This is a genomic window from Tardiphaga sp. vice154, assembly GCF_007018645.1.
In the GTDB taxonomy this organism is placed as follows: domain Bacteria; phylum Pseudomonadota; class Alphaproteobacteria; order Rhizobiales; family Xanthobacteraceae; genus Tardiphaga.
Genome location: NZ_CP041399.1, coordinates 4,365,842 through 4,392,140, shown reverse-complemented (window position 1 = coordinate 4,392,140; position 26,299 = coordinate 4,365,842). Strand labels below are relative to the sequence as shown.

The 26,299-nt window shown below is 64.6% G+C and carries 29 protein-coding genes; 16 read left to right on the top strand and 13 right to left on the bottom strand.

Features of this window, described 5'->3' with window-relative positions; translation table 11 throughout:
• Positions 1-89 precede the first annotated feature (89 nt).
• Positions 90-683 carry a TMEM175 family protein gene (locus tag FIU28_RS20555; RefSeq protein WP_143574990.1) on the top strand — a complete coding sequence of 198 codons (594 nt, stop codon included), beginning with the start codon at positions 90-92 and terminating at the stop codon, positions 681-683.
• Here the strand turns inward: FIU28_RS20555 and FIU28_RS20550 are convergent.
• Entirely contained in the window at positions 676-882 is a 207-nt protein-coding gene (locus tag FIU28_RS20550) for a hypothetical protein (protein WP_143574989.1), read from the bottom strand. The genes FIU28_RS20555 and FIU28_RS20550 overlap by 8 nt on opposite strands.
• A 115-nt stretch (positions 883-997) precedes the next feature.
• On the opposite strand from FIU28_RS20550, the gene FIU28_RS20545 reads away from it, so the two are divergent.
• Both FIU28_RS20545 and FIU28_RS20540 read left to right on the top strand, forming a co-directional pair.
• Complete coding sequence (locus FIU28_RS20545; protein ID WP_143574988.1) at positions 998-2,464, top strand: DUF1800 domain-containing protein; 1,467 nt, start codon at positions 998-1,000, stop codon at positions 2,462-2,464.
• Entirely contained in the window at positions 2,461-3,678 is a 1,218-nt protein-coding gene (locus FIU28_RS20540) for a DUF1501 domain-containing protein (protein WP_143574987.1), read from the top strand. The genes FIU28_RS20545 and FIU28_RS20540 overlap by 4 nt, the downstream gene beginning before the upstream one ends.
• A gap of 94 nt (positions 3,679-3,772) precedes the next feature.
• Here FIU28_RS20540 and FIU28_RS27375 read toward each other — a convergent pair whose 3' ends face one another.
• From FIU28_RS27375 to FIU28_RS20510, 6 genes are all read right to left on the bottom strand, one after another.
• Entirely contained in the window at positions 3,773-4,024 is a 252-nt protein-coding gene (locus tag FIU28_RS27375) for a hypothetical protein (RefSeq protein ID WP_365948301.1), read from the bottom strand.
• Positions 4,025-4,287: 263 nt separating this feature from the next.
• Complete coding sequence (locus FIU28_RS20530; protein WP_143574986.1) at positions 4,288-4,728, bottom strand: hypothetical protein; 441 nt, start codon at positions 4,726-4,728, stop codon at positions 4,288-4,290.
• A gap of 213 nt (positions 4,729-4,941) precedes the next feature.
• Positions 4,942-5,148, bottom strand: a complete 207-nt coding sequence (locus FIU28_RS20525) for a hypothetical protein (RefSeq protein WP_143574985.1) — start codon at positions 5,146-5,148, stop codon at positions 4,942-4,944.
• A 359-nt stretch (positions 5,149-5,507) separates the two neighbouring features.
• Positions 5,508-6,449, bottom strand: coding sequence for an aldo/keto reductase (locus FIU28_RS20520; RefSeq protein WP_143574984.1), 942 nt, complete (start codon positions 6,447-6,449; stop codon positions 5,508-5,510).
• 92 nt (positions 6,450-6,541) lie between these two features.
• Positions 6,542-7,390, bottom strand: coding sequence for a lysophospholipid acyltransferase family protein (locus FIU28_RS20515; protein WP_143574983.1), 849 nt, complete (start codon positions 7,388-7,390; stop codon positions 6,542-6,544).
• A 316-nt stretch (positions 7,391-7,706) separates the two neighbouring features.
• Positions 7,707-8,300 carry a PAS-domain containing protein gene (locus FIU28_RS20510; RefSeq protein ID WP_441351244.1) on the bottom strand — a complete coding sequence of 198 codons (594 nt, stop codon included), beginning with the start codon at positions 8,298-8,300 and terminating at the stop codon, positions 7,707-7,709.
• 199 nt (positions 8,301-8,499) lie between these two features.
• Between FIU28_RS20510 and FIU28_RS20505 the strand changes: the two genes are divergently transcribed.
• Both FIU28_RS20505 and FIU28_RS20500 read left to right on the top strand, forming a co-directional pair.
• Positions 8,500-8,856: a DMT family protein gene (locus FIU28_RS20505; protein WP_143574981.1), complete on the top strand. Its 357-nt coding sequence runs from the start codon at positions 8,500-8,502 to the stop codon at positions 8,854-8,856.
• A 65-nt stretch (positions 8,857-8,921) separates the two neighbouring features.
• Positions 8,922-9,983: an SDR family oxidoreductase gene (locus tag FIU28_RS20500; protein ID WP_143574980.1), complete on the top strand. Its 1,062-nt coding sequence runs from the start codon at positions 8,922-8,924 to the stop codon at positions 9,981-9,983.
• Between the two features lie 171 nt (positions 9,984-10,154).
• On the opposite strand, the gene FIU28_RS20495 is transcribed toward FIU28_RS20500, so the two are convergent.
• The 3 genes from FIU28_RS20495 to FIU28_RS20485 all read right to left on the bottom strand — a co-directional run bounded on the left by FIU28_RS20495 (position 10,155) and on the right by FIU28_RS20485 (position 12,364).
• Positions 10,155-11,318: a PQQ-dependent sugar dehydrogenase gene (locus tag FIU28_RS20495; protein ID WP_143574979.1), complete on the bottom strand. Its 1,164-nt coding sequence runs from the start codon at positions 11,316-11,318 to the stop codon at positions 10,155-10,157.
• Between the two features lie 70 nt (positions 11,319-11,388).
• Complete coding sequence (locus tag FIU28_RS20490) at positions 11,389-11,568, bottom strand: hypothetical protein (RefSeq protein WP_143574978.1); 180 nt, start codon at positions 11,566-11,568, stop codon at positions 11,389-11,391.
• Between the two features lie 142 nt (positions 11,569-11,710).
• A complete protein-coding gene (locus FIU28_RS20485) occupies positions 11,711-12,364 on the bottom strand; it encodes a glutathione S-transferase family protein (RefSeq protein ID WP_143574977.1) in 654 nt (217 codons plus the stop codon).
• A gap of 395 nt (positions 12,365-12,759) precedes the next feature.
• On the opposite strand from FIU28_RS20485, the gene FIU28_RS20480 reads away from it, so the two are divergent.
• The 5 genes from FIU28_RS20480 to FIU28_RS20460 all read left to right on the top strand — a co-directional run bounded on the left by FIU28_RS20480 (position 12,760) and on the right by FIU28_RS20460 (position 18,151).
• A complete protein-coding gene (locus FIU28_RS20480) occupies positions 12,760-13,962 on the top strand; it encodes a pyridoxal phosphate-dependent aminotransferase (protein ID WP_143574976.1) in 1,203 nt (400 codons plus the stop codon).
• A 126-nt stretch (positions 13,963-14,088) separates the two neighbouring features.
• Positions 14,089-14,604, top strand: a complete 516-nt coding sequence (locus tag FIU28_RS20475; protein ID WP_143574975.1) for a DUF992 domain-containing protein — start codon at positions 14,089-14,091, stop codon at positions 14,602-14,604.
• A gap of 230 nt (positions 14,605-14,834) precedes the next feature.
• Positions 14,835-15,311 (top strand): DUF992 domain-containing protein, encoded by a 477-nt coding sequence (locus FIU28_RS20470; protein WP_143574974.1) that lies wholly within the window; start codon positions 14,835-14,837, stop codon positions 15,309-15,311.
• A 281-nt stretch (positions 15,312-15,592) separates the two neighbouring features.
• Entirely contained in the window at positions 15,593-17,650 is a 2,058-nt protein-coding gene (locus tag FIU28_RS20465) for an elongation factor G (protein ID WP_143574973.1), read from the top strand.
• A gap of 6 nt (positions 17,651-17,656) precedes the next feature.
• A complete protein-coding gene (locus tag FIU28_RS20460) occupies positions 17,657-18,151 on the top strand; it encodes an ATP-binding cassette domain-containing protein (protein WP_143574972.1) in 495 nt (164 codons plus the stop codon).
• 23 nt (positions 18,152-18,174) lie between these two features.
• Here FIU28_RS20460 and FIU28_RS20455 read toward each other — a convergent pair whose 3' ends face one another.
• Entirely contained in the window at positions 18,175-18,468 is a 294-nt protein-coding gene (locus FIU28_RS20455) for a BrnA antitoxin family protein (protein WP_143574971.1), read from the bottom strand.
• Positions 18,422-18,700: a BrnT family toxin gene (locus tag FIU28_RS20450; RefSeq protein WP_143574970.1), complete on the bottom strand. Its 279-nt coding sequence runs from the start codon at positions 18,698-18,700 to the stop codon at positions 18,422-18,424. The genes FIU28_RS20455 and FIU28_RS20450 overlap by 47 nt, the downstream gene beginning before the upstream one ends.
• A 154-nt stretch (positions 18,701-18,854) precedes the next feature.
• On the opposite strand from FIU28_RS20450, the gene FIU28_RS20445 reads away from it, so the two are divergent.
• The 4 genes from FIU28_RS20445 (at position 18,855) to FIU28_RS20430 (ending at position 23,146) form a co-directional block, all read left to right on the top strand.
• Positions 18,855-20,579 (top strand): SulP family inorganic anion transporter, encoded by a 1,725-nt coding sequence (locus FIU28_RS20445; RefSeq protein WP_143574969.1) that lies wholly within the window; start codon positions 18,855-18,857, stop codon positions 20,577-20,579.
• A 173-nt stretch (positions 20,580-20,752) separates the two neighbouring features.
• Positions 20,753-21,601 carry a shikimate dehydrogenase gene (locus tag FIU28_RS20440; protein ID WP_143574968.1) on the top strand — a complete coding sequence of 283 codons (849 nt, stop codon included), beginning with the start codon at positions 20,753-20,755 and terminating at the stop codon, positions 21,599-21,601.
• Between the two features lie 79 nt (positions 21,602-21,680).
• A complete protein-coding gene (locus tag FIU28_RS20435) occupies positions 21,681-22,307 on the top strand; it encodes a DUF5666 domain-containing protein (RefSeq protein WP_143574967.1) in 627 nt (208 codons plus the stop codon).
• A gap of 131 nt (positions 22,308-22,438) precedes the next feature.
• The gene (locus FIU28_RS20430; protein ID WP_143574966.1) at positions 22,439-23,146 is read left to right on the top strand and encodes a carbonic anhydrase; all 708 of its coding nucleotides are present in this window, start codon (positions 22,439-22,441) and stop codon (positions 23,144-23,146) included.
• A gap of 43 nt (positions 23,147-23,189) precedes the next feature.
• Here FIU28_RS20430 and FIU28_RS20425 read toward each other — a convergent pair whose 3' ends face one another.
• Positions 23,190-24,329: an alpha-hydroxy acid oxidase gene (locus FIU28_RS20425; protein WP_143574965.1), complete on the bottom strand. Its 1,140-nt coding sequence runs from the start codon at positions 24,327-24,329 to the stop codon at positions 23,190-23,192.
• Between the two features lie 111 nt (positions 24,330-24,440).
• Here FIU28_RS20425 and FIU28_RS26555 point away from each other — a divergent pair, with 111 nt between their 5' ends.
• Together FIU28_RS26555 and glmM are read left to right on the top strand one after the other, a co-directional pair.
• A complete protein-coding gene (locus tag FIU28_RS26555) occupies positions 24,441-24,608 on the top strand; it encodes a hypothetical protein (protein WP_168203000.1) in 168 nt (55 codons plus the stop codon).
• Between the two features lie 240 nt (positions 24,609-24,848).
• Positions 24,849-26,198 carry a phosphoglucosamine mutase gene (gene glmM, locus FIU28_RS20420; protein WP_143574964.1) on the top strand — a complete coding sequence of 450 codons (1,350 nt, stop codon included), beginning with the start codon at positions 24,849-24,851 and terminating at the stop codon, positions 26,196-26,198.
• The last annotated feature ends 101 nt before the right edge of the window (positions 26,199-26,299 follow it).

Here is a 26,299-nt window from a genome sequence, read left to right as displayed (position 1 = left end):
ACAGGTTGCGGCGATCGCAGCAGGTTTCCTGAATTTGCCCTTTATCCCAAAAGACAAGATACTCCGCTCCGGCTAACGTGGGAATCTTCATGGCGAACCGGCTCGGAGCGTTCGAGATGCGGCGGCTGGAGGCGTTGAGCAACACCATTTTCGGTGTGGCGATGACGCTGCTGGCCTACGATCTGCCGAAGCAGAAACTGATGGTCGCCACGCCGGACTGGCACGCGATTGCCGCCGTGTACGGCACGAACCTGCTGGCGCTGCTGCTCAGCTTCGTCATCGCCGGCATGTTCTGGTTCAGCCACCAGCGCCGGCTTGCTTATGCGCCGGACGGCGGCCGCGCCGCCGTGCTGGTCAATCTGCTGTACCTGCTCTCGATCATCCTGCTGCCGGTGACCTCCGGCCTGTATGGCAGCTATTCCCAGGCCCGCGACGTCGCCACCCTCTATGCGTTCAACCTGGCGCTGATCGCGACCATCAACCTCGTGCTCTGGGTGATGGCGGCCGCGCCCGGCCGGCATTGGCAGATGCTCGGCGCGCCGGCGTTCTCGGCACTCGTCTTCGTCGTCGCTTTTGCCGTGGCGCCGTTTGCGCCGGGGTTTATCACCTTCATCTGGCCGCTGGCGTTCATCGCCCCGTTTTTCGCGGCTAAAGCCAATGGCGGCGACGGAGAAGTCAGCTAGCCGCGTCGACTGCAGCCCCCGTCTTGTTGCGCAGACACTCCCGACACAGGCAGTCGCCGCCCGCGGTCGGCATCGGCAGCGCGACCGGCTCGTCGATGCACCAGCAGTTGCCGGACAGGTCGCAGCCGAATTCGGTGCCGCATTCGGCGCAGACGAGGCGACGGCTGGTCGGAACGATCGTTACTCTCGAATCTGTCATCGGTTCAGCCAAATTTTGACCGGGTTTTCATCCAGCGTTCATTGATCGCAGCCGTATAGTCAGCCGCCGGCGATCATACGTCGATGTCGTGATCAGAGAAAGCCGAGGAGTTGGGATGGCCCGCGATCCGCAGATGGCGCTTGTGGCGCTCAATCGCTTCGGCTTCGGCGCCCGCGGCGGCGCGGCCGGCGATTTCGTCAGCGCGGCCTCCGATCCGCGCGGCTTCGTCAAAGCGGAGCTTGCGCGTGCCAATGGCGCGCTGCTCGAATTGCCCGGCCTGCAGTCGACGCCGGCGCTGGGGCAGGCGCTGTTCGCCTACCAGCTCGAGGTCAAGGCGGCGCGTGACGCCGTCAAGGCTGCCGAGGCGCCGCCGGCGATGGATGGCAACGCCGATGCGATGAGTGCCGGCAATACGGTCATGACCGTGCAGCCCGATGCGCCGAAGCCGCCGGTCGCGCAGCCGCCGCCCAATGTCGTGCAAAAGGTGTTCACCGCAGAGGCACTGGCGCGGATCCAGCGCGCCACCATCGCCGATGGCGGCTTCGTCGAGCGGCTCGTCACCTTCTGGTCGAATCACTTCTGCATCTCCGCCAGCAAGGGCGAGCCGGCGCGGATCTGGGCGGGCTCGTTCGAGCGCGAGGCGATCCGCCCATTCGTGCTCGGCAAGTTTGCCGGCATGCTGCGCGCGGTCGAGCAGCATCCGGCGATGTTGTTCTTCCTCGACAACCAGCAATCGATCGGCCCGGAATCGAAAGCCGGCCAGCGCGGCAAGCGCGGCCTCAACGAAAACCTCGCTCGCGAGATCATGGAGCTGCATACGCTCGGCGTCGGCGCCGGCTATACGCAGGCCGACGTGACCGCGCTGGCGCGCATCATCACCGGCTGGACCTTCGCCGGCCGCGACGGCAAGATCGGCCTGCCCGGCAGCTTCGCGTTCAACGCCAACGCGCATCAGCCGGGCCCGCAGCTGCTGCTCGGCAAGAGTTATGACGACGCCGGCGTGGGGCAGGGTGAAGCCGCACTCGCCGACATCGCGCGGCACCCGGCCACGGCGAAGTTCATCGCGCATAAATTCGCGCAGCATTTTGTCGCCGATACGCCGCCCCCGGCGCTGGTCGCGAAACTGCAGGCCGTGTTCTCGAAAACCGATGGTGATCTGAAGGCGCTGGCGCTCGCGCTGGTCGATTCCGACGAGGCGTGGACCGCGCCGCTGACCAAAATGCGCTTGCCGTATGAATATCTCATCGCCACCGGCCGCATCCTTGGACGGATTCCCGAAGAGCCTAACCGCACCATCGGCAGCCTCGCCATGATGGGCCAGCCGCTGTGGACGCCGCCGGGGCCGAACGGCTTCGCCGACAGCAACGCCGCCTGGGCGGCGCCGGAAGGCCTCAAGCTGCGGCTCGATATTGCCGCGCAAGTATCATCGAAGATCGCCGACAGCATCGATGCCCGCGACTTGCTGGAAGTGGTGGCGGGCGAGGCGGCATCGAACGAGACGCGACAGACCATCGCGCGCGCCGAGACGCGACAGCAGGCGCTGGCACTGCTTTTGATGTCACCGGAATTCCAGAGGAGATGACGATGGATTGCGAAACCCGGATCTTTCCGACGCGCCGCTCGCTGCTGCTGTCAGGCGCCGCCTTTGCCGCCTGGGCCTACATCCCGAAATTCGCCCGCGCGGCGGACGCGCGTGATCCTCGGCTGGTCGTCATCATCCTGCGCGGTGCGCTCGACGGTCTCGCTACCGTGGCGCCGATCGGCGATCCCGATTACGCCGGACTGCACGGTTCGATCGCGCTCGCCAAGGACGGGCCGAATGCCGCAGTTATGCTCGACTCGTTCTTTGGCCTGCATCCGTCGATGCCGCAATTCGCGCGGATGTACCGCGAGCGCAAAGCGGCCGTGGTGCATGCGGTGGCCACCCCGTATCGCGAGCGCTCGCATTTCGATGGCCAGGATACGCTGGAGAGCGGCTTCCCCGGCCCCGGCCGTGTGCAGTCCGGCTGGCTCAACCGCGCGATCGCCGCTCTGCCGCGCGGCGAGCGCGTCTCGTCGGGGCTCGCCATTGGCCCGACCACGCCGCTGATCTTGCGCGGCGCGGCGCCGACCGTCGGCTGGTCGCCGGTCAACCTGCCGAATGCTTCCGATGACACCGCGGCCCGCCTGATCGAGCTCTACCAGCATCGCGACCCCGCGCTGGCGACGGCGCTGTCGCAGGGATTGCAACTCGACAAGCTCGCCAAGGGCGACGCGATGAAGCCCGTGCCCGGCGTCAAGATCTCGGCGATGCAGCAGGTGGCGCGCGGCGCCGCCAAATTGATGGCCGCCGACGACGGCCCGCGCGTTGCGGCATTGGCGTTCGACGGCTGGGACACCCATGCGCAGGAAGGCGGCCCGGTTGGACGCCTCGCGCAATTACTGGGCGGGCTCGACGGCGCGCTCGCGGAGTTCGAAACCGGGCTGGGCTCCCACTGGCGCGACACCGTGATCGTCGTCGCCACCGAATTCGGCCGTACGGCAAAGATCAACGGCACGTCCGGCACTGACCACGGCACCGGTACCGTGGCGCTGCTCGCCGGCGGCGCGGTGGCCGGAGGGCGGGTGATCGCGAATTGGCCGGGGCTGCGCGCCTCCGATCTTTACGAATCCCGAGATCTCGCGCCGACCATGGACCTTCGCGCGATCCTCAAGGGCGTGCTGCATGACCACCTCGGCCTCGGCGAACGCGTGCTGGCCGACAGCGTATTCCCGGACAGCGCGATGGTGCGGCCGGCGAAGGGGCTGGTCGCCTGATACCAGTCCGGCATGGAAGGCGGACCCGGCAAATTTGTCGCGCCCTGCAACCTAATGCCCGGGCAGTGCGTATCTCCTACGTCAGCGGCTGATATCAGAAAACGATGCTGCCGCTGGAACCGGACAGGGATAGTTCGGCTGGTTTGACGCGGCAATTGGGCCGCCTGGGAGAGCGAAACATGAAGTTGATGATTGCTGCCGCCACCATTGCCATCGCCGCTGCCTGCAGCCCCGCATCTGCTGCGATGATGAAATGCACCAGCGATAACATGATGAAATCCATGAGCGCCGGCGCGTCGATGCCGGATGGTCCGGGCAAGATGGGCATGATGAAGGAGATGGCCATGGCCAATACGCAGATGTCCAAGGGCGATATGAAGGGCGCCTGCAAGAGCTACATGAAGGCGCAGCAGATGGGGATGATGAAGTCGTCGATGTAACCGACCCGTCCCGCATCGCAGCAAGCAAAAGCCCGGCGGTCACCCCGCCGGGCTTTTCGCTCTGCAATCGTAGCCCGGATGGAGCGCAGCGAAATCCGGGAAAATCGCTGGTGCTGAAACGCGGGCCCCGGATTGCGCTACGCTCCATCCGGGCTACGAGCTGCCGGGTCTACTTCAGCGAGATCGCCAGACCGCTGAGATCGGCATTGACCATCAACCCGGTCTGCCGGCCGGAGAGTTCGAGCACGGCGCCTTTCTCGTTGGCGAGCACGATGGCGCTGACGCCGCGGCCGATCGCGGCACCCGCGCCGCCTGCGCCATAGACGCCCGCGACGTCCGACGGTCGGTTGATACGGCTGACGCGACCGGACAGGTAGGTCTGCGACGCGCCGAATACCAGGCCGGCGCTAAGCCCGCCGATCGACAGTGGATAGGTGCGGCCGCGAAACGTCAGCGTGCCGGAGCCGCCGGACGCACCGATGAACCAGCCGCCCTTCAGCACATTGATGCGAATGGTGCCGCTGTCGGCGCGCGCAACGGAGGAAACCCCGAGGCTGGCGATGGCCAGGGTGGCGGCGACGAGTGCGTTACGCAAAGCGGATGATGACATGGCAATCCCCGGAACGATGATTCGCCCGCCGTTGCGGCGGCAGCTCACCTTCCGGCAAAACCGCGCCGCGGTCCATGCCGTGGGTCGCAATCGAGGCGATCCCGCCGGGTGGGCAAAGCCCGATCGCGCCGCGCGCGGTCGGGAGTGCCCGCCGCGGTTCAGCGTGGAACGGTGGTGGGCACGGCGCAAATGCGCCTTTGCCCATCCTGCGCATTACTTGTTGAGGTTGGCCGCGACCCAGAAGGCGTAACCGATCATCGCGAGCGCCGGCACGGCATAGAACATGGTGCCGAGACCGATGATGGACCACTTCATCACAGCGGCATTACGCGCCGGCCGCACTGCAACACGAGGGGGGGTGGAGCTACGGTTCTGTTCATGGATCGCGAGCAATTCATCCATCTTCAGGATATCAGGCATCAGTTCTTCCCCGTGTTTTATATTTTCACGCACGCTGACACAGGAGTCGCGAAGTCACAATGGCTTTTAAGTCATTGGTCGAGGACGGATATTCCGCACAGCGGATGGCATGGGCAGGGCGGATTAGCGAAGCGTAATCCGCCGCCGTGTCGTGAGTGGGGGACTGCGCGTCGCTATTGCGCCCTACGCTTGCTGCTTTCTTTTTCCTTCTCCCCCTGTGGGAGAAGGTGGCGCGGACGTTAGTCCGCGTCGGATGAGGGGGCTTTGGGCTCGGAGCGCATCACTACCCCTCACCCGTTTCGACCGCTGCGCGGTCGATCCACCCTCTGCCACAAGGGGAGAGGGAAGAAAGTGCGCAACTATCCCAGCGTGATCTTGTCGATTTCCGCCATGTCCTCGGCACTGATCGTCCACTCGATCGCTTTCACGTTCTGCTCGATCTGCTCGACGCGCGTGGCGCCGGCGATGACGCTCGATACTTGCGGTCGTGCCGCGAGCCAGGAGAAGGCGAGCTCCAGCATGGTGTGGCCGCGCGCTTTCACGAAGGCATCGAGCCTGGCCACGATGGCCTCGTTGCGCGGATTGACCGAGCGGTCGCGTAAGGCGGGCGCGATCGCGAAGCGGCTGCCTTCCGGCGGCGCTGCGCCGGGTTGATACTTGCCGGTGAGCAGGCCCGAGGCCAGCGGGAAGAACGGCAGCAGGCCGAGGTTGAAATGCTGCGCGGCCGGCAGCAGGTCCTTCTCGATGTCGCGCACCACGAGGCTGTATTCGTCCTGGCACGACACGAACGGCGAGGTGCCGATGCCGCGCGCGGTCATCTCGGCTTGCGCCAGACGCCAGGCCGGGAAGTTCGAGTTGCCGATGTAGCGCACCTTGCCCTGGCGGACGAGATCGTCGAGCGCGCGCAGTGTCTCCTCGATCGGCGTCAGCGGATCGTAATCGTGCTGCTGGTAGAGGTCGATGTAATCGGTGTTGAGCCGCTTCAGGCTGGCTTCCACCGCGCTCATGATGTAGCGGCGCGACGCGCCCTGCTTGCTGCCGTCGGTGGCCATCGGCTTGCAGAACTTGGTGGCGAGCACGATGTCTTTGCGGCGGTCGCCGAGCACCTGGCCGAGCACGGTCTCAGAGCCGCCCATGCCGGCATAGATGTCGGCAGTGTCGAACAAAGTGATGCCGAGGTCGATCGCCTTGTGGATCACCTTGCGCGAGGTTTCGAGATCGGTGCGCTGGCCGAAATTGTTGCAGCCGAGGCCGACCGCGGAGACGCGCAGGCCGGAGCCGCCGAGATTGCGAATTTGCATGAAGGGTCCTGTCCGAAAAGATGGGACCGCTTTATCGCCCGTGGTCCAGATTGCGGCAAGCCGCAGCGCCTCATGGCCGCTGTGCTGCAGCCTCAGGCGACCGCAGGGGTGGCGTCCGCAGCGGCCTGCTCCGGCGCGGGCAACGCGGCTTGCTTCGGCGCGCCGGCACGCAGCGCGGCCGAGGTCATCCGCCGCACGCTGCGTTCGGCCTCGCGCGCGATCGCCTTGCGGTCGGCGCTCATGTCGTAGGCGGTGGCTTCGCCCCAGGTCACGGTGATGTCGGTAGCACCGGCTTTCAAAATGCCGATGAAATGCGGGATCAGATCCGCGTCGCCATACCATGCCACATTGTCGCGTAGCGCCCGGCCCACAGGCAAACCGCCGAAGCCGACATAGGCCAGCGACAGCGGCTGCACGATGATCTCGTTGTGATGCACGGACTCGCCGAGCGCGTGATGCACGGCGCCGATCAGCGCCGAGCGAAACGGCAGGATGCGGATGCCGTCGCTCGAGGTGCCCTCGGCGAACAACACCACGGCGTCGCCACCCAGCAACCGGTCGCCGATTTCCTGCGTGGCCGCGCCGGTCTTCTGCCGGCGCTCGCGCTCGATGAAGATGGTGCGCTGCAGCCGCGCCAGAAAGCCGAACACCGGCCAGGTCGCGACCTCGCTCTTGGCGATGAACACCACCGGCGCGAGTGCGCCGATCACGCAGATGTCGAGCCAGGAGACGTGATTGGCGAGGATCAGCACCGGCGTGTCCGCCGTGCGGGTGCCGACCTCGCGGATGCGGACGCCGGCGAGGCGGCAGAAGGCGCGGTGGAACAGATGCGGGATGCGGCGCTGGATCGGCCAGCCCAGCGCGAGGCCGAGCCACTGGAACGGCACCAGCACCAGGATGACGATGGCAAGGGCGGCAAGAGCAAAGGCGAAGCGGATCATGACCTGCTTATACAGCGCCGCGCGGGGCAGGCAAAAAAACGGCCCCGGTCAGCGCGGCAACTGACGGGGACCGCTGAAGCGCATCCCGCCGGCGACGGGGGGCAGCCGCAGGGTGCGGAGCGGAAGCTAGCCGCGCCGGATGACGTGGAAATGACGGGGGAGGTTATCAACTTCGAGAGCTCTAAGTTGTCATTCCGGGGCGCGAGAGCGAAGCTCGAGCGAACCCGGAACCTCAAGATATTTTGCAGAACATCTCGAGATTCCGGGCCTGCATCAGCCGGCTCCGCCGTCTGCTGCATCCCGGAATGACAGCTTTTTACTCCGCCGCATCCAGATGGCGTTCGGCGAACAGATCGCCGGTGTCGCGGACCGACAGATAATGATCGCGGTGAGCGCGGTCATCGTTGCGCCGGACCAGGTCGGTGACCGGCGTGCAACTCAGCATGCGGCCGCCATCGGGCAGCGCGGTGCAGCTCAGCCGCAGCACCTCACCATTGGCGAGGCGCAGATTCATCGGCGTCGGGTCGCCGGCGCGGATCATTTCGACGCGGCTGGCCACGAAGCCTTCGACCTCGTCTTCCGGCAGTTCGAACGCGTGGTTGTCGCGGCAGTGATACATCAGCGCGATCAGCGGCGGCTTGCTGTCGGCCTTGGCGTCGGGCAGGCGGAATTGCGCGCGGAAGGCGCGGTTGATGAATTCGGCGCGGGTGTCGGCATTGAGCAGCACGACTCCGATGTCGATCCGGTCAAGCGCGGCGGACAATCTGTCGGCGGTGGCACGGCGCTCGAGGTCGCGCTGTCGCGCCTTCAGCAGGCGGTTTCGAATGGCGACGGCACCGCCGACGACGGCAAACAGCGCGAACGCCGTGGCCAGAGCGGGGTGGAAAAGCAAGGTCCAGTCGAACTGCATGTGCGTTTCCTGGTCTGTCTCACAGACAAGAACTGCACGATGACGCCTCATTTCCGAATCGCCCAGAGTTGCTTTTTGTTACCGTTAAGAATTGTGCCGGTGAATGCGTCGGATTTTCGGGATTATTGTAACGGCTGTGGTCAAGTCCTGCGGAACCCGCGCCCGAGCTACGGCGTTGCCGCCGATTGAAAGGACGCCGATGCCATTCACCATTCCGCCGCTAGTGCTGCCGATCCTGATGCTGTTTGCCTCGAACGTGTTCATGACCTTCGCCTGGTACGGCCATCTGAAGTTCAAGGGCGCCTCGCTGCCGCTGGTCATCATGGTGAGCTGGGGCATCGCGTTCTTCGAATACTGGCTGGCGGTGCCGGCCAATCGCTGGGGCAGCGAGGTCTATAACGCCGCGCAGTTGAAGACGATGCAGGAGGTGATCACGCTGGTCGTATTCGCGGCGTTTTCGGTTCTGTACCTCAAAGAACCGCTTGGCTGGAATCACGCGCTCGGCTTCGCCTTCATCGCGCTCGGCGCGTTTTTTATCTTCCACAAATGGTCGTGATCGCCATGTTGCTGGCCTTGGCTGCACCGATGCCCATATAGAGCGAAGCTCTTTCAAGGAAATTCATGACACATTCAGCACTCGTGGTCGGTGCCAGCGGCATCGTCGGCAACAATCTCGCGCGGCATCTGGTCGGCAAGGGGTGGAATGTCCACGGCCTTGCAAGGCGGCCGTCGGCCATCGACGGCGTAACGGCGGTTGCGGCCGACCTGCTCGATCCCGGCTCGCTGCGCACGGCGTTGGCCGAGGTCCGGCCCAGCCATGTCTTTCTCACCACCTGGATGCGGCAGAATACGGAAGCCGAGAACATCAAGGTCAACGGCGCCATGGTGCGCAACCTGCTCGACGCGCTGTCGCCGGGCAAATCGGTGCAGCACGTCGCGCTGGTGACGGGATTGAAACACTACCTCGGACCGTTCGAGGCCTATGGCAAGGGCACGCTGCCGGCGACGCCGTTCCGCGAGGAGCAGCCGCGGCTGGAAGTTGAAAACTTCTACTATGCGCAGGAAGACGAAGTGTTCGGCGCGGCGAAGCGCGACGGCTTCGGATGGAGCGTGCACCGGCCGCACACCATCATCGGCTATGCCGTCGGCAATGCGATGAACATGGGCGTCACGCTCGCGGTCTATGCCACGATCTGCAAGGCCACGGGGCGCCCCTTCGTGTTTCCGGGTTCGGCGATGCAGTGGAATGGGCTCACCGACATGACCGATGCGCGGCTGCTGGCGAAGCACCTCGCCTGGGCCTCGACCACCGAGGCCGCGCGCAACCAGGCCTTCAACGTCGTCAATGGCGACGTATTTCGCTGGAGCTGGATGTGGCCGCGGATTGCCGAATGGTTCGGCATCGAGGCGGCCCCGTTCCCGGACAAGGTGACGCCGCTGGAAACGCAACTCGCCGACGCAGCCCCGGTCTGGGCCGACATCGCGAAGAAGCATGGCCTGGCGGAGAGCGATCTCGGCGTGGTGTCGTCGGCATGGCACACCGACGCCGATCTTGGCCGGCCGATCGAGGTCGTCACCGACATGGGCAAGAGCCGCAAGCTCGGCTTTCTCGACTATCAGCCGACCGAAGACAGCTTCTTCGAGCTGTTTGTGCGGCTGCGGTCAGAGAAGATCATTCCGTAGATCACAGCAAACACCGTCACCGTCATCCTGAGGTGCTCGCCCGAAAGGGCGAGCCTCGAAGGATAGGGGCCACGGGCGATGGCGCTTGCGGCGCATCCTTCGAGGCCGCCGCTTCGCGACGGCGCCTCAGGATGACGGCAAAGTTTGTGGCTTATAGTATCCGCCGACGAACTACCACTTCGCCGGCACCACGCGAAGAATCCGCCCCGCGGAACTATCCGTCAGCAGATAGAGCGCGCCGTCCGGTCCCTGCCGGACGTCTCGGATGCGCTCGTTGAGATTTCGCAATAGGCGCTCTTCGCCGGTCACGGCGTTGCCCTGCAACGACAGCCGCACCAGCATCTGGCCGCCGAGCGCGCCGGTGAACAGGCTGCCGCGCCAGGCCGGAAACAGCTCGCCGGTATAGAACGCCATGCCGGAAGGCGCGATCGATGGCACCCAATATTTGATCGGCTGCTCCATGCCGTCCTTCGCCGTGGCCTCGTGTATTTTGGCACCGGAATAGTCGATGCCGAAGCCGATGACCGGCCAGCCGTAGTTCTTGGCCCGGCCGATGATGTTGACCTCGTCGCCGCCGCGCGGGCCGTGCTCGATCTCCCACAGTTCGCCGTTGGCCGGGTTGGTGGCGAGGCTCTGCGGATTGCGGTGGCCGTAGCTCCAGATCTCGGGCTTCGCGCCGTCGCGGCCGACGAAGGGATTGTCTTTCGGTACCTGGCCATCGGGCGCGATGCGGATCAGCTTGCCGAGATGATTGCCGAGGTTCTGTGCCTCGTCGCGGAAGCTGAAATGGTCGCCGAGCGTGACGAACAGGTTGCCGTCACTGGCCTGCACGATCCGGCAGCCATAATGGCTGCCGGACGACAGCGGGCCATCCTGGCGAAAGATCACCTGCACCTGGTCGAGCGCGGGTGCCGTGCCGTCGACCAGCCGGCCGCGCGCCACCGCGGTGCGTCCGCCGCTGCCGCTGCGCTCGGAATAGCAGAAGTATACGGTGTTGTTCTCAGCGAAGCCGCGGTCGGTGATGACGTCGAGCAGCCCGCCCTGGCCGCTGGCCCAGACCGCCGGCACGCCTTTCAGCGGCGAGGACAGCTGGCCCTGCGGCGTTACCAGGCGCATCCGCCCGGGGCGCTCGGTCACCAGCATGCGGCCATCCGGCAGCAACGCCAGCGCCCATGGATCGACCAGTCCGGAGGCCACCGTCTGCACCTCGAGGCGGCCGGCCGAGGAGGCGAACGCAATCGTCTCGCCACGCGACGTGGTGGCGATCAGGAAACTCAGGGTGATTACGATCGCGGCCGTCAGCGTCGCGGTAACCCAGACCACGGGGGTCTTCATCGGATGGCTCCGTTGCGGAGGCGGGGACGCGATACCTGTCAGCGCGTCGGCGGATGGAGGTAACGACCCGTCAGGCCGGCAGGGGCATCGCTGTCGCGACCTTGAGGGTCAACAGCGTCAGCGTCACGATCAGGCATACCGACAGGCAGGCCACCGCCAGTGTGGCGGCGACGGCTTGGCCGAGGCGGGTGGATTCTACAGTGGCGGGACGGGGCTCAAATCCTGCAACAACGCGAAGCGACCGGATCATGGTCGTAAATCCTTCAAATCGCGGGCGAATCACCCGCGCACTAGCAATCTGAAGGGAGTAGCCGGCAAGATTTGGGCAAACACCCGCGCAAACGTGGCGAAAAAACGGCATAACCGGCCGTTATGCCCGCTATTTTGCGCTTTTAAGCCTCGGCGGCCAGGTCGAGCGTGTCGAACTCCGCGTCGGCCGGCCGCCAGTCCATGGCCACGAAGCCCGGCGACTGCTCGACGCGGCGCAACCAGCGACGCACCGCGGGGAAACTGTCGAGGTCGAAATCGCACTGCTCGGCGACATGGGTGTAGCCGTACAGAGCGATGTCCGCGATGGTCAGCTGGCCTGCGGCGAAGAAGTCGTTGGTCTGGAGATGGTCTTCCATCACCTGCAGCGCCGCATAGCCGCGCTCCATCCAGTCTTCCAGCGCGTGGGTCTGCAGGTCGCGGCCGCCGCGCACCAGGCACAGCCAGAAATACGCGGCGCCGAGGTTCGGCTCCAGCGCGTGCTGCTCGAAGAACATCCACTGCAGCGTCTCGGCGCGGTCCATCCGCGAATCCGGCGCCAGCGAGGTGCCGATCGCGACGTACCACAGGATGGCGTTTGATTCGGCGAGGTAGCGGCCGTCATCGATTTCGAGCAGCGGTACCTGGCCGCTCGGATTCTTGGCAAGGAATTCCGGCGTGCGGCTTTCACCGCGTAGAATATCGACCTCGATGGCGCGATAGGGCGCGTCCAAAAACGCCAGCGCAAGGCGGACCTTGTAGCTATTGCCGGAGCGCTGCATCGAATAGAGCTTGTACATGCGCTGTGGTTCGATTCATCGATGACAGGTTGTTCGCGCGCCACCTCGAGCGGCATCACGATCGAACAATGATGCCGTTGCCGCGCGCTCGCAAGCCCTTGAAGCTGGAAAAAGTTGAAAACCATCGTCGCCTGTCGCAACGCAAAGAAATCATTCCCTGTTATGACGCGATGCATCACCCAAGCGTGAAGTCGTCTGCCCGCGTTCTTGCAAGAAGTTAACTTCGTTCAACGCAAACGCGCGAAAAAACGCTGCTGCAAAGCAACATTCTGAGGTGCCATTTGACTTGGCTTCTTGCGATGCAGCGTCTTGCGCCTTAGGGTGCCGCGATCCCAACAGGATCGTCCATCCAGGAGTCGCGAACGTGGGTTCGCGACGGTTGCAAGGAGAATATGATGTCGTTTTTGTCCGCTGCGCTTGATCGTGTGAAGCCGTCCGCAACCATTGCGGTGTCGGACAAAGCACGTCAGCTCAAAGCAGCCGGTCGCAACGTCATTGGCCTTGGCGCCGGCGAGCCCGATTTCGATACCCCCGCCAACATCAAGCTGGCGGCGATCCACGCCATCGAAGCCGGCAAGACCAAGTATACCGCCGTCGACGGCATCCCCGAGCTGAAGGACGCGATCATCGCGAAGTTCAGCCGTGAGAACGGCCTGACCTATGCGCCGAACCAGATCATCGTCGGTACCGGCGGCAAGCAGGTCCTGTACAATGCGTTCATGGCGACGCTGAACCCCGGCGACGAGGTCATCATCCCGGCGCCGTATTGGGTCAGCTATCCCGAGATGGTGGCGCTGGCCGGTGGCACCTCGGTGCCCGTGGTCTGCACTGCCGACTTCAATTTCAAGCTGCAGGCCTCTGCACTGGAAGCCGCGATCACGCCGAAGACCAAATGGGTGATCCTGTGCTCGCCGTCGAACCCGACCGGGGCGGCCTATTCGCGGGCCGAGCTGAAGGCGCTGACCGACGTGCTGGTCCGGCATCCGCAGGTCTGGGTGCTGACCGACGACATGTATGAGCACTTAACCTATGACGACTTCGTCTTCACCACCCCGGCGCAGGTCGAGCCGAAATTGTTCGATCGCACGTTGACGGTGAACGGCGTCTCCAAGGCCTATTGCATGACCGGCTGGCGCATCGGCTACGCCGGCGGCCCGGCGCCGCTGATCAAGGCGATGGCCACGATCCAGTCGCAGTCGACCTCGAACCCGTGCTCGATTGCGCAGTGGGCGGCGGTCGAGGCCCTCAACGGTCCGCAGGAATTCATCCCGGCCAACAATGCGGTGTTCAAGGAACGCCGCGATCTGGTCGTCGCCATGCTCAACCAGGCCAACGGCATTCATTGCCCGCGTCCGGAAGGCGCGTTCTACGTGTATCCGTCCTGCGCGGGTACCATCGGCAAGACCGCGCCGTCGGGCAAGGTGCTGGAGAACGATGAGGACTTTGTCACCGAACTGCTAGAGAGTGAAGGCGTCGCGGTGGTGCAGGGGTCGGCTTTCGGCCTCGGCCCGGCATTCCGGATTTCCTACGCGACCAAAACGTCGGATCTGGAAGACGCCTGCGGCCGTATTCAGCGGTTTTGTGCCAACCTTCGGTAATCTTTGTCAGATAACTTCGGAACTTGCGACGATTTGTCGCCTTATTCAAGGAAGCGCCTTGTTTTGAACACGGCGCTTCCCTCCTGTCCGCCACGTAATTCCAAACCTAAAAAAGGCAAGTTGCAAATGCAGATCTCCAAAATGTTCGGTATAGCCACGGTTGCTCTGGTGGCGTCGTTCGCCTCCGCCAACGCGCAGCAGGGCGTCCGCGTCGGCGTGCTCGAGTGCACCGGCGGCCAGAACGTCTCCTTCGTCGTCGGTTCGAACGCCACCCTCAACTGCGTGTTCCAGAGCGAAGGTGGCCGCGCCGAGCGTTACGTCGCTACGATCCGTCGTTTCGGCCTCGATCTCGGCTTCACCCAGAACACCACCGTGCAGTGGACCGCCTTCGCGCCCTACGCGCGCGTGCCCCGCGGCGCGCTCGCCGGCAGCTACGGTGGCGTTGGTTCCAACGCCTCGGTCGGCATCGGCTTCGGCGGCAACTTCCTGCTCGGCGGCAATGGCAACCAGTTCACCCTGCAGCCGATCAGCGTTCAGGGCCAGACCGGCTTCAACGTCGCTGCCGGCATCGTCGAACTGCAGCTGACCCCGGCCGCTCCCGAGAAGCGCCGTCGCATGCGTCACCATCGTCGTCACCACTAAGCTTCGGCTTGGTTGAAAAAGGCCCGCGCAAGCGGGCCTTTTTTTTGGCCTGCCGTTGTCACGACGGCGTCAGCGATTATGAGGATCGGTAGCCTCGCGACCACCTCTCCCCAGCGGGGAGAGGTGTTGAGCGCCGCCGTTCGATGGGAGCCAGTTGGTACATTTTCGGTAGCTCCCGTTACCGTTGTCTGGCACTCCTAATTCAACATCACCGCATCGGAGAATTCGCCATGAACCGCCCGTCGCTGTTTCTCGGACTTGCCGCATCGATCCTGGTCGCCTCGAGCGCTCAGGCGCAGTCGCCACAGACCGTCCAGATCGGCGTCCTCAATTGCCGCGGCGGCGCCAGCGTCGGCTTCATCGTCGGCTCGGTCACCAATCTCGGTTGTGTGCTGCTGTCCACCGGCCGCCCCGACCAGCCCTATGTCGCCACCATCCGCAAGGTCGGCATCGACCTCGGCATCACCGAATCGACGGCGTTGTCCTGGGCGGTGTTCGCCCCCGTCGAGCGCGCCGGAATGGGCGACCTGTCCGGCAATTATGCGGGAGCACAGGGCTCGGCCTCGTTCGGCGTCGGCCTTGGCGCCAACGTGCTGGTCGGCGGCTCCGCCAATTCGATCGCGCTGCAGCCGCTCAGCCTGCAGGGCTCGACGGGACTGAACGTCGCGGCCGGGCTGGAAAGCCTCGAGCTGCGTCCGGGCCGATAACAGCAAGACTCTGCACTTCTTTCTTCCCTCTCCCCTTGTGGGAGAGGGTGGCCGCGCGTAGCGCGGACGGGTGAGGGGTAGCCACAAACTTCGAGCCCAGTAACCCCTCATCCGTCACGGCCTTCGGCCGTGCCACCTTCTCCCACAAGGGGAGAAGGAAGAAGGGACTGCAATACGACTTCATATCGAACTACATTTTCCATCTTGCCAAATGCGCAGACCGGGCAGACGATCCCGTCGCCGACCCAATCACGGGCCGAGCTCCAGATCAGGAGGCGGCAATGGGACATGACCTGATAAGTCCCCGCGGTCCACAGCGCCCTGCACGATGCATTGCGCTGGTGGGCCCTTTCCAGAGCGGAAAAACCACACTTCTCGAAGCCATCCTCGCCCGCACCGGGGCGATCCCGCGGGTCGGCAGTGTCGATGCCGGGACCAGTGTCGGTGACGTCTCGGCCGAGGCCCGGCACCACAAGATGGGCGTCTCCCTCAACGCCGTCACCACCAGCTTCATGGGCGACAGCTACACTTTCATCGATTGCCCGGGCTCGGTGGAATTTTTGCACGACATGCGCGCCGCGATTCCGGTGGTGGATGCCGCCGTCGTGGTCTGCGAGGCCGACGAGCGCAAGCTGCCGCAGCTGCAACTGGTGCTGCGCGAACTCGAGGACCGCCAGATCCCGCGGTTTCTGTTTCTCAACAAGATCGACCGTGCCAGCAAGCGCATGCGCGAGACGCTCGACACGCTCCAGCCGGCGTCGCGGATTCCGCTGGTACTGCGGCAAATCCCGATCTGGAACGGGGACCTGATCGTCGGCTTCGCCGACCTGGCGCTGGAGCGGGCCTTTGTCTATCGCGAGCACAAGGCCTCCGAAGTGATCGCGCTCGACGGCGGCGACCTCGCGCGCGAGAAGGAAGCGCGGTTCTCGATGCTGGAGAAGCTCGCCGACCATGACGACTCGCTGATGGAGCAGTTGCTCGAGGATATCGAGCCGCCGCGTGACGCGGTGTTCGACGATCTCGCGCGCGAATTACGCGAGGGCCTGATCTGTCCGGTGCTGCTCGGCTCGGCGCTGCGCGAAAACGGCGTGCTGCGGCTATTGAAGGCGCTGCGCCACGAGGCGCCGGATATCACGGCCACCGCCAGGCGTCTCGGCGCCGCGGGCCCGGACGCGCTCGCTTACGTCATGAAGTCCGCCCATCTGCAGCATGGCGGCAAGCTGTCGCTGGCGCGCGTGCTGACCGGTGAGCTCGACGATGGCGCGACGCTGCAGGCCTCAACCGGCGAAAGCGGCCGCATCGGCGCCATTCTCGCCGCCCACGGCGCGCATGACAGCAAGCGCGCGGCGGCAGAGGCCGGCGAGGTGGTCGCGCTAGGCAAGCTCGATCACGTCCACACCGGCGATACGCTGTCGTCCGGCAAGGCGACACCCGCGGCGCTGGTGACCGTCAAGCCGGCGCCGCCGGTGCTGGCGATGGCGCTCGCCGCCACCGACCGCAAGGACGACGTCAAGCTCGGCCAGGCCTTGCAGCGCCTCACCGACGAGGACGGCTCGCTGCAGGTGGTGACGCCCGCCGGGCACCATGAGGTGGTGCTGTGGGGGCAGGGCGAGATGCATCTGCGCGTCGCGCTGGAGCGGCTGCACGATCGCTTCGGCATCGACGTCAAGGCGCAGCCGCCCGCGATCGGCTATCGCGAGACGATCCGGCAGCCGGTCACGCAGCGCGGCCGTCACAAGAAGCAGTCCGGCGGACACGGCCAGTTCGGCGACGTCGTGCTGGAGATCCGGCCGCTGCCTCGCGGCTCCGGCTTTGCCTTTGCCGAGAAGGTGGTCGGCGGCGCAGTGCCGCGCAACTACATTCCGGCGGTCGGGGACGGCGTTGCCGACGCGCTGGTGCGCGGCCCGCTCGGCTTCCCGGTGGTCGATATCGAGGTGACGCTGACCGACGGCTCGTTCCACAGCGTCGATTCCTCCGACATGGCGTTTCGCACGGCGGCGCGGATCGGCGTCACCGACGCGCTGCCGCAATGCCAGCCGGTGCTGCTGGAGCCGATCCATCTCGTGGAGGTCGTGTGTCCGACCGACGCGACGGCGAAGATCAACGCCATCCTGTCGCATCGCCGTGGCCATATCCTGGGCTTCGATACGCGCGAGGGCTGGCCGCATTGGGACGTGGTGCGGGCGATGTTGCCGGAAGCGGAGATCGGCGACCTGATCGTCGAACTGCGCTCCGCGACCGCCGGCGCCGGCAGCTACACCCGCGCCTTCGACCACATGGCCGAAGTCACCGGCCGCGCCGCCGACCAGATCATCGCCGCGCACCGCGTCGCGGCGTGAAATGGCTTGCCGATGATGCTCGGACCTCGCGTCGTCATCATCGGCAATAGCGGCTCGGGCAAGAGTACGCTGGCGCGAGACGTGGCTCGGCGGCTTGATTGCCGCGCCCACGATCTCGATCGGATACATTGGCAGGAAGGAGTAAGCGTCAAACGCGACGAGGACCAGGCCATGTCGATGGTATCGGCTGTGGCCTCAGAACCACGCTGGGTCATCGAAGGCGTCTTTGGCTGGCTCGCCGCGGTGGCGCTACCGTTTGCAACCAGCCTGGTCTGGCTGGATATGCCTTGGACCGTCTGCAGCGATGGGCTCGCCAGCCGGGGTCCCTCGACCGGCGCGACGGCCGTACAACATGCTGAACTCCTCGCATGGGCCGAGGCCTACTGGCATCGCTCGACCTCGAGTTCGTTTGCCGGCCATCTTACGATGTTCGATAGTTTTGACGGCAAAAAGCACCGCTTACTGCAACGATCGGACATATCAGCGCTGTTTGCCGGATAGCAGCGATGCGATTTCGCAGGCGATCAGCCGAGCTTGCGCGCCGCCTTGCGCAGATCCGCATTGATGCGTGTCTGCCAGCCGCTTCCGGTCTTGCGGTAGGCGGCAAGCACATCGTGATCGAGCCGCAGCTTGACAGCCTCCTTGGGGCTGTCGAGCGGCGGCCGGCCGCGCTTTACGATGGTATCGCCGTGGCGAATTTCAGCGCGGTCGAGCATCTCTTTGGTGAGTTCGGGCGCTTCGTCGTATTCGGCTGCCGTGATGCGATGCGCGTCAACCCTGGTTAAATCGCTTTTGATAGATCGCTTTTTCACGGGCATTGCACTTCCTCATCGACATCACATGCCGCGCCTCGCCGCGCGGTGTCCAGACCACCATCACCATCCGGCCCGCCAGAAACCCGACCGTCTGGTAGCGAGTCTCGCCGTATTTGCGACGCGTGTCCTCGACAGTAATGGTCGGCCCATCGAATAAGATCGCCGCGTCAGCAAAATTCAGGCCCCGGTCATCGAGAGCCGCCTGACGTTTGGCCGGATCGAACACGATCTTCACACGATTAAATGTACCCCCAATTAATTGATAGCGTCAAGGATGTTGGCGGACGAAGTTGCCATTTCCCGCCCCGACTTGATCCTGATCAACCCACCGATCACCTGCCGGCGCATGATAAGGTCTGAGTCGGAAATCATCGGAGCGAACGGGTTTAATGCGGCAGGCACGATCACAGCCGACTTTCGCCGAACTGTTCACGCCCAAACTAGTCACAGTACTGCGCGAAGGCTACGGGCTGGCGCAATTGCGCGCCGATGTCCTGGCCGGCCTTACCGTGGCGATCGTGGCGCTGCCCTTGTCGATGGCGATCGCCATTGCCTCGGGCACTTCGCCGGATCGCGGCATGGTCACCGCGGTGATCGGCGGTTTCCTGGTGTCGGCCTTCGGCGGCAGCCGGTTTCAGATCGGCGGTCCCGCCGGCGCTTTCATCGTGCTGGTTGCCATTTGCGTCGGCCGCCATGGCATCGACGGGCTGATCCTCGCCACCCTGATGTCCGGCGTGCTGCTGATGGCCGCGGGCTTTCTACGGCTCGGCACCTACATCAAATTTATCCCCTATCCGGTCACCGTCGGCTTCACCGCCGGCATCGCCGTCATCATCTTCGCCACCCAGATCAAGGACCTGCTCGGGCTGACGCTGGCGGGCAAGGAGCCCGGAGAATTGCTGCCGAAGCTGGAAGCGCTCGGCCGCGCCCTGCCGACGGTGAATAGCGCGGCCGTGGCCGTCACCGTGGCGTCGCTGGCGATCATTCTGGGCTTGCGCAAACGGCGGCCGTCCTGGCCCGGCATCCTGATCGCGGTGATCGTCAGCGCGGCGGCGGCGGCGCTCATGGGGCTGCCGGTGGAAACCATCGGCACCCGCTTCGGCGGCATCCCGCAATCCTTCCCGCTGCCAAGCTGGCCCACGATGTCGGCGACCAAAGCCCTGGCGGTCTTGCCCGACGCGATCGCCTTCGCGCTGCTCGGCGCCATCGAGTCGCTGCTGTCCGCCGTGGTTGCAGATGGCATGACCGGGCGGCGCCACCGCTCCAATTGCGAGTTGGTGGCGCAGGGCATCGCCAATATCGGATCGGCGATGTTCGGCGGCATCTGCGTCACCGGCACCATCGCGCGCACCGCGACCAACGTCCGCGCCGGCGCCCATGGCCCGGTGGCCGGCATGCTGCATTCCGTTTTCCTGCTTTGCTTCATCCTGCTGGCGGCCCCGCTGGCGAGCTATATTCCGCTGGCCGCGCTTGCCGCCGTGCTGGCGGTGGTGGCCTGGAACATGGCCGACAAGCATGATTTCAGCATCCTGCTGCGCTCGTCCTGGGGCGATGCCGTGGTGCTGCTGGCGACGTTTCTGCTCACCATCTTCCGCGACCTCACCGAGGGAATCGTGGTCGGCTTCGCGCTCGGCGCGGTATTGTTCATCCACCGCATGTCGGAGACCACCGGCATCGAGGCCGACGGGCTGGATGTCGCCGATCAGGCCGACAATGCCGATGGCAGCCGCGTGCCCTACGACGCTGCTCTCGCCAGCGATCCCGACGTGCTGGTCTATCGCATCACCGGGGCATTCTTCTTCGGCGTCGCCTCCACCGTCGGATCGGTGCTCGACGGCATCTCGCCGCACCACAAGGCCTTCGTGATCGATTTTGCCGCGGTGCCGTTCCTCGATTCCACCGCCGCCAACGCCATCAAGGGCATTGCCGCCAAGGCGGCCGGGAAGGGCGTGCGCGTCATTCTCACCGGAACGTCGCAACCGGTGCGCCGCGCGCTGCTGACTCACGGCGCACGGCCGCCGCTGGTGAAATACCGCGCGACGGTAGCGAGCGCCGTAGCCGAACTGAAGCAGTCTTTGGCTGTGCCCGATCTGGAGCCGGCAACCTTGCACTGACGGCATCGCGCCCGGCTACGGCCCGGATCGCGACGCGATCTGTTTTCCGCGCCCGCCGCGCATTCATGTGTGCAAGCTTTGCAGAGCGTGCTCGCCTGTCGCGTCAATGACAGCCAACATCTCACCATGATTCTTGTGACAGCTACGCCTCGGTTCGAGGCGAAGGATGATCGATGCCTAATCTGATAAAGCCGCGTGCCGCCTGTCTAATCGGCTGGCCCGCCGCGCATTCGCGTTCGCCCCTGATCCATCACTACTGGTTGCGCACCCTCGATATCGCCGGCGGCTACAGCATCGAATCGGTGCCGCCCGAGGGCGTCGCCGAATTCGTGATGAACCTGTCGAAGTACGGCTATATCGGCGCCAACGTCACCATCCCGCACAAGGAGCGCGTGCTGAATCTCACCGCGCCGGACCAGCGCGCGCGCGCCGTCGGCGCCGCCAACACGCTGTGGTACGACCACGGCACGTTGCGCTCGACGAATACCGATATTGAGGGGTTCATCGACAACCTCGACCACTGCGCCGACGACTGGGATCACGCCGAGGACGCGGTGGTGCTCGGTGCTGGCGGTTCGTCGCGTGCGGTGGTGTTCGGCCTGCTGGAGCGCGGCATCAAGCGCATCCATCTCGCCAACCGCACCATCGAACGTGCACAGGAACTCGCCAGGAAGTTCGGGGCCAGGGTGATTGCAACGCCGTGGGAAGATGTCGACGCGGTTCTTCCGCGCGCCGGCCTGCTGGCCAATACCACCTCGCTCGGCATGAAGGGCCAACCGGAACTGGCGATCGACCTGTCGCGGCTGCCGGCGTCGGCCGTGGTGGCCGATCTCGTCTATGTGCCGCTGCAGACGCCGTTGCTGGCGGCGGCGCAGGCGCGCGGGCTGCGCACGGCGGATGGTCTGGGCATGCTGCTGTGCCAAGCGGTGCGCGGGTTTGAGCTGTGGTTCGGCCAGCGGCCGGAGGTGACGCCGGAATTGCGCGCGCTGGTCGAGGCCGATCTTGCCGTCACAGTGGCGTGATCCCGAAACAATCGACCTCCACGGCACGTTGAAGAATAAGATGCCGGGCACTCCGTCCGGTTGTCTCAGAGGAAATCGCATGGTTCGTTTTGTTTCTCCGGCGCGCGTGGTTGCGGCGTCGCTCATTGCCGCGTCGCTGCTGTCGTCGGTCGCCTTCGCCCAGCAGCCGCAGCCGACGCGGATTCGCGGCACCATCGAGAGCGTGGATGGCGCCAACCTGTCGGTGAAGACGCGCGAAGGCGACGAGCGCAAGGTGCACATGACCGACAACGTCATGGTCACCGGCATCGCCAAGACCACCCTGGCCGAGATCAAGCCGGGCTCCTACATCGGCGTCACCGGCCAGCCGCAGCCCGACGGCACCCAGAAGGCGATCGCCATCCACATCTTCCCGGAAGCGATGCGCGGAACCGGCGAAGGCTTTCGCCCCTGGGACCTGCGCCCCAACAGCACGATGACCAATGCAACCGTCGACCAGAAGGTCGAGGCTACCGACGGCCAGACCCTGACGGTGAAATACAAGGACGGCGAGAAGAAAGTCACCGTCGGCCCGGACACGCCGATCGTCACCTTCGTGCCGAGCACCAAGGCCGAGCTGCGGCCCGGCGCCAAGGTGATCATCATGGGCGCCGACAAGAAGCCCGACGGCAGCTACGAAGCAGCCCGCGTCAATGTCGGCCTGGATGGCCTGACTCCGCCGATGTAGCCGCGCGCCAGCCGACGGCCGGCAGCAAGCCCAAATCCTTGAAAAGTTCCAGATGGAACTTGATGGTAAGAGGAAACCGGGGCAAAAGTTCCATCCGGATCGGTGATGTCACCGACCGGATGGAGGTTTCGATGATCACGCGACGCCTGTTTTGCGGATGTCTTGCCGGTGGATTGTCGCTGGCAAGTCAATTGGCCCATGCCCAGTCACTCGAATGTGCCGTTTTCACGCCAGACCGGCAGAAATCGACGGCGCCGGATGAGGCCTTGCTGCGGCTGAAGGCCGGCAATGAACGGTTCACCGCCGGCAAATCGGTTAATTGCAATCTGATGCAGCAGGTGAAGGACACTGCCGAGAACCAGTCACCTTACGCGGCGATTGTCGGCTGTATCGACTCGCGCGTTCCACCGGAGCTGGTGTTCGACCAGCGCATCGGGGACGTGTTCTGCGCGCGCGTGGCGGGCAATTGCGTCGATGTCAACATCATCGGTAGCCTGGAATATGCCACCAAGGTGGCCGGCGCCCGCGCCATCGTCGTGCTCGGGCACAATTCCTGCGGCGCCATCAAGAGCGCGGTCGATGACGTCAAGCTCGGCAACATCACCGAACTGCTGAAGAACTTTCAGCCTGCGCTCGCCACGCTGACCGAGGCCGACGGCCATCGCGACTCGCACAATTATCCGCTGGTTCAGAAAGTCGCCGAAGCGAATGCGCGGCTCACCGCGGCCAGCCTGCTCGACCGCAGTCCGATCATCAAGTCGCTGGTTGTGTCCGGCGATCTGAAGATTGCAGCCGCGATGCACGATATCAAGACCGGCAAGGTGAGCTGGTTGTCGTGAAGCGATAGCGGCCGGCGCAAGCGCCGGCCGCTATCGGGCCGCGCTATTGCACCAGAACGTGCTTGTCGATCTCGGCGATCGAATTGACGCCGCACAGGCCCATGGTGACGCTGAGTTCGTTGCGCAGGATATCCAGCGCCTTGCTGACGCCGGGGCCGCCGTAGGCACCGAGGCCGTAGACATAGGCGCGGCCGATCATGCACGATTTTGCACCCAGTGCGAGCGCGCGCATGATATCCTGCCCGGAGCGGATGCCGCTGTCGAATAGCACTTCGATATCCGATCCTACCGCGTCGACGATCCCCGGCAGCACTGAAATCGACGATGGCGCGCCGTCGAGCTGACGGCCGCCATGGTTCGATACCACCATGGCCTGGGCGCCGACCTTCACGGCCTCGCGCGCATCCACCACGTCGTGGATGCCCTTGATCACGATCTTGCCGGGCCAGATGCTGCGGATCCAGTCGAGATCCTTCCAGTTCAATGAGGCGTCGAATTGCGTCGCCGTCCATTGCGACACGGATTCCAGATTGTCGGCGTCCTTCACGAAGCCGGCGATATTGCCGAAATTGCGCCGTTTGGCGCGCAGCGTCCGCATCACCCAGGACGGCTTGCTGGCGAAGTCGATCATGTTCTTCAGGCTGTAGATCTTCGGCGGCACCGACAGGCCGTTCTTGATGTCCTGGTGGCGCTGACCGATCACCTGCAGGTCGACCGTCAGCACCAGCGCGCTGCATTTCGCAGCGATGGCGCGCTGGATCAGTTCCTTGATGAAGCCGCGGTCCTTCATCACGTAGAGCTGGAACCAGAACGGCTTGTCGACGCTCTCGGCCACGTCCTCGATCGAATTGATCGACATCGTGGACAGCGTGTAGGGGATGCCGGCGGCTTGCGCGGCGCGGCAGGCGTGGATCTCGCCGTCGCCATATTGCATGCCGGTGGAGCCGACCGGCGCGCAGATTAAGGGCAGGCTGGCCTTCTCGCCGAGGATGGTGGTGGAGAGGTCGCGCTTGGAAATATCGACCAGGATGCGCTGGCGGAATTTCAACTTCTGCAAATCGTCGCGGTTGGCGCGCAGCGTGTCCTCGGAGTAGGAGCCCCGATCGACATAATCGAAGAACGCCTTCGGGACGTTGCGCTTGTGCACCTCGCGCAAGTCGTCGATCGTGGTGATGTGCTTCATGGCGTTCCGCCCTTCTTGCATTTGCGTGTTTCGTAGTGATCTAGCATGGTTGCGGCAGCCGCCAAATGATCCTTGCAGACGGCTGCTCCGCGTCACCGAAGGACGAGTGTGATGCCAGGCTCCGACAACAAGACCGCCACGGCGGAAGAGATCGAGAAACGGCAGCTCGACGACGCCCTCGAGGAGGGTCTGAAGGAGAGCTTTCCCGGCTCCGACCCGGTCAGCATCGTCCAGCCGGCGCCCTCGAAAGAGGACCTGCACATCAAGCGCAAGGACTGAATGGTCCCGGCCGGTTCCCCCCAAAACTAGCGCGGCGTGAAAGTTATCTAGGAATATCAATTGCTTGCTGGAATTAACGGTGGTGGTTGCCCGGTAATGATTCATCATATTTTTTGAAGCCATTTTAGGCTGCGGGGCTCTATAAGACCGTCACATGCCAAGTGGGCTGGTGTCGCAGGCGAGTTGCCGGGGTGGGTTCAACCCCAGGCTGACGACGCCACGGCAACAATGGGGGTCGATATGAGCCGCAAATATTTCGGTACCGACGGCATCCGTGGCCGCGCCAATGGCGTGATCACGCCGGAGCTGGCGCTGAAGGTCGGGCAGGCCGCGGGTCTGGTTTTCCAGCGCGGCGAGCATCGCCACCGCGTCGTGATCGGCAAGGACACAAGGCTGTCCGGCTACATGATCGAGAACGCGATGGTCGCGGGCTTCACTTCGGTCGGCATGGATGTTTTGCTGGTCGGCCCGATGCCGACGCCGGCCGTCGCGATGCTGACCAAGTCGATGCGCGCCGATCTCGGCGTGATGATCTCCGCCTCGCATAATTTGTTCGAGGACAACGGCATCAAGCTGTTCGGCCCGCTCGGCTTCAAGCTGTCCGACGAGGTCGAAAAGCAGATCGAGGAATTGCTCGACGAGGATCTCGGCAAGAAGCTGGCGCAGAGCGCCAGCCTCGGCCGCGCCCGTCGCATCGACGGCGTGCATGACCGCTATATCGAATTCGCCAAGCGCACGCTGCCGCGCGACCTGTCGCTCGACGGGCTGCGTGTCGTCGTCGATTGCGCCCATGGCGCCGCCTACAAGGTGGTGCCCGAGGCGCTGTGGGAACTCGGTGCCGACGTGATCTCGATCGGCGTCGAGCCGGACGGCTTCAACATCAACAAGGAATGCGGCTCGACCTCGCCGGAAGCGCTGTCGCGCAAGGTGCGCGAGATGCGTGCCGACATCGGCATAGCGCTGGACGGCGACGCCGACCGCGTCATCATCGTCGATGAGCGCGGCCATGTCGTCGACGGCGACCAGTTGCTGGCGGTGATCGCGCAGAGCTGGAAGGAGGACGGCCGCCTCGCCAAGCCGGGCATCGTCTCCACCGTGATGTCCAATCTCGGCCTCGAGCGCTTTCTCAATGCGCAGGGCATCGAGCTGATCCGCACTGCGGTCGGCGATCGCTATGTGCTCGAGCAGATGATGAAGCACGGCTACAATGTCGGCGGCGAACCTTCCGGCCACATCATCATGTCGGACTATGCGACCACCGGCGACGGCTTCGTCGCGGCGTTGCAGGTGCTGGCGGTGGTGAAGAAGCACGACCGCCCGGTGTCCGAAGTATGCCATCTGTTCGACCCGCTGCCGCAGATCCTGAAGAACGTGCGCTACCGCAGCGGCAAGCCGCTCGACAATGACGACGTGAAGTCGACGATCGCCGCGGCTGAACAGCGCCTCAACGGCCACGGCCGACTCTTGATCCGCCCCTCCGGCACCGAACCGGTGATCCGCGTGATGGGCGAGGGCGATGACCGCGTCATGGTCGAGGAGGTGGTCGACACCATCGTCTCGGCGCTCGGGCACGCCGCGGCTGCGGCATAGGCGAAGCTCTCTCTACATGTCGTCCCCGCGAACGCGGGGACCCATAGCCTCTGGCGCTGCGAATGAATCGCCGTGGCCTTCGCGCGCCTGCTCGAAAGCGG

Excerpts from the sequence above, each read along its gene's own strand:
- FIU28_RS20555 (WP_143574990.1), top strand. The coding sequence starts at position 90 with ATGGCGAACCGGCTCGGAGCGTTCGAGATGCGGCGGCTGGAGGCGTTG.
- FIU28_RS20550 (WP_143574989.1), bottom strand. The coding sequence starts at position 882 with ATGACAGATTCGAGAGTAACGATCGTTCCGACCAGCCGTCGCCTCGTC.
- FIU28_RS20545 (WP_143574988.1), top strand. The coding sequence starts at position 998 with ATGGCCCGCGATCCGCAGATGGCGCTTGTGGCGCTCAATCGCTTCGGC.
- FIU28_RS20540 (WP_143574987.1), top strand. The coding sequence starts at position 2,461 with ATGACGATGGATTGCGAAACCCGGATCTTTCCGACGCGCCGCTCGCTG.
- FIU28_RS27375 (WP_365948301.1), bottom strand. The coding sequence starts at position 4,024 with ATGGCCATCTCCTTCATCATGCCCATCTTGCCCGGACCATCCGGCATC.
- FIU28_RS20530 (WP_143574986.1), bottom strand. The coding sequence starts at position 4,728 with ATGTCATCATCCGCTTTGCGTAACGCACTCGTCGCCGCCACCCTGGCC.
- FIU28_RS20525 (WP_143574985.1), bottom strand. The coding sequence starts at position 5,148 with ATGCCTGATATCCTGAAGATGGATGAATTGCTCGCGATCCATGAACAG.
- FIU28_RS20520 (WP_143574984.1), bottom strand. The coding sequence starts at position 6,449 with ATGCAAATTCGCAATCTCGGCGGCTCCGGCCTGCGCGTCTCCGCGGTC.
- FIU28_RS20515 (WP_143574983.1), bottom strand. The coding sequence starts at position 7,390 with ATGATCCGCTTCGCCTTTGCTCTTGCCGCCCTTGCCATCGTCATCCTG.
- FIU28_RS20510 (WP_441351244.1), bottom strand. The coding sequence starts at position 8,300 with ATGCAGTTCGACTGGACCTTGCTTTTCCACCCCGCTCTGGCCACGGCG.
- FIU28_RS20505 (WP_143574981.1), top strand. The coding sequence starts at position 8,500 with ATGCCATTCACCATTCCGCCGCTAGTGCTGCCGATCCTGATGCTGTTT.
- FIU28_RS20500 (WP_143574980.1), top strand. The coding sequence starts at position 8,922 with ATGACACATTCAGCACTCGTGGTCGGTGCCAGCGGCATCGTCGGCAAC.
- FIU28_RS20495 (WP_143574979.1), bottom strand. The coding sequence starts at position 11,318 with ATGAAGACCCCCGTGGTCTGGGTTACCGCGACGCTGACGGCCGCGATC.
- FIU28_RS20490 (WP_143574978.1), bottom strand. The coding sequence starts at position 11,568 with ATGATCCGGTCGCTTCGCGTTGTTGCAGGATTTGAGCCCCGTCCCGCC.
- FIU28_RS20485 (WP_143574977.1), bottom strand. The coding sequence starts at position 12,364 with ATGTACAAGCTCTATTCGATGCAGCGCTCCGGCAATAGCTACAAGGTC.
- FIU28_RS20480 (WP_143574976.1), top strand. The coding sequence starts at position 12,760 with ATGTCGTTTTTGTCCGCTGCGCTTGATCGTGTGAAGCCGTCCGCAACC.
- FIU28_RS20475 (WP_143574975.1), top strand. The coding sequence starts at position 14,089 with ATGCAGATCTCCAAAATGTTCGGTATAGCCACGGTTGCTCTGGTGGCG.
- FIU28_RS20470 (WP_143574974.1), top strand. The coding sequence starts at position 14,835 with ATGAACCGCCCGTCGCTGTTTCTCGGACTTGCCGCATCGATCCTGGTC.
- FIU28_RS20465 (WP_143574973.1), top strand. The coding sequence starts at position 15,593 with ATGGGACATGACCTGATAAGTCCCCGCGGTCCACAGCGCCCTGCACGA.
- FIU28_RS20455 (WP_143574971.1), bottom strand. The coding sequence starts at position 18,468 with ATGCCCGTGAAAAAGCGATCTATCAAAAGCGATTTAACCAGGGTTGAC.
- FIU28_RS20445 (WP_143574969.1), top strand. The coding sequence starts at position 18,855 with ATGCGGCAGGCACGATCACAGCCGACTTTCGCCGAACTGTTCACGCCC.
- FIU28_RS20440 (WP_143574968.1), top strand. The coding sequence starts at position 20,753 with ATGCCTAATCTGATAAAGCCGCGTGCCGCCTGTCTAATCGGCTGGCCC.
- FIU28_RS20435 (WP_143574967.1), top strand. The coding sequence starts at position 21,681 with ATGGTTCGTTTTGTTTCTCCGGCGCGCGTGGTTGCGGCGTCGCTCATT.
- FIU28_RS20430 (WP_143574966.1), top strand. The coding sequence starts at position 22,439 with ATGATCACGCGACGCCTGTTTTGCGGATGTCTTGCCGGTGGATTGTCG.
- FIU28_RS20425 (WP_143574965.1), bottom strand. The coding sequence starts at position 24,329 with ATGAAGCACATCACCACGATCGACGACTTGCGCGAGGTGCACAAGCGC.
- FIU28_RS26555 (WP_168203000.1), top strand. The coding sequence starts at position 24,441 with ATGCCAGGCTCCGACAACAAGACCGCCACGGCGGAAGAGATCGAGAAA.
- glmM (WP_143574964.1), top strand. The coding sequence starts at position 24,849 with ATGAGCCGCAAATATTTCGGTACCGACGGCATCCGTGGCCGCGCCAAT.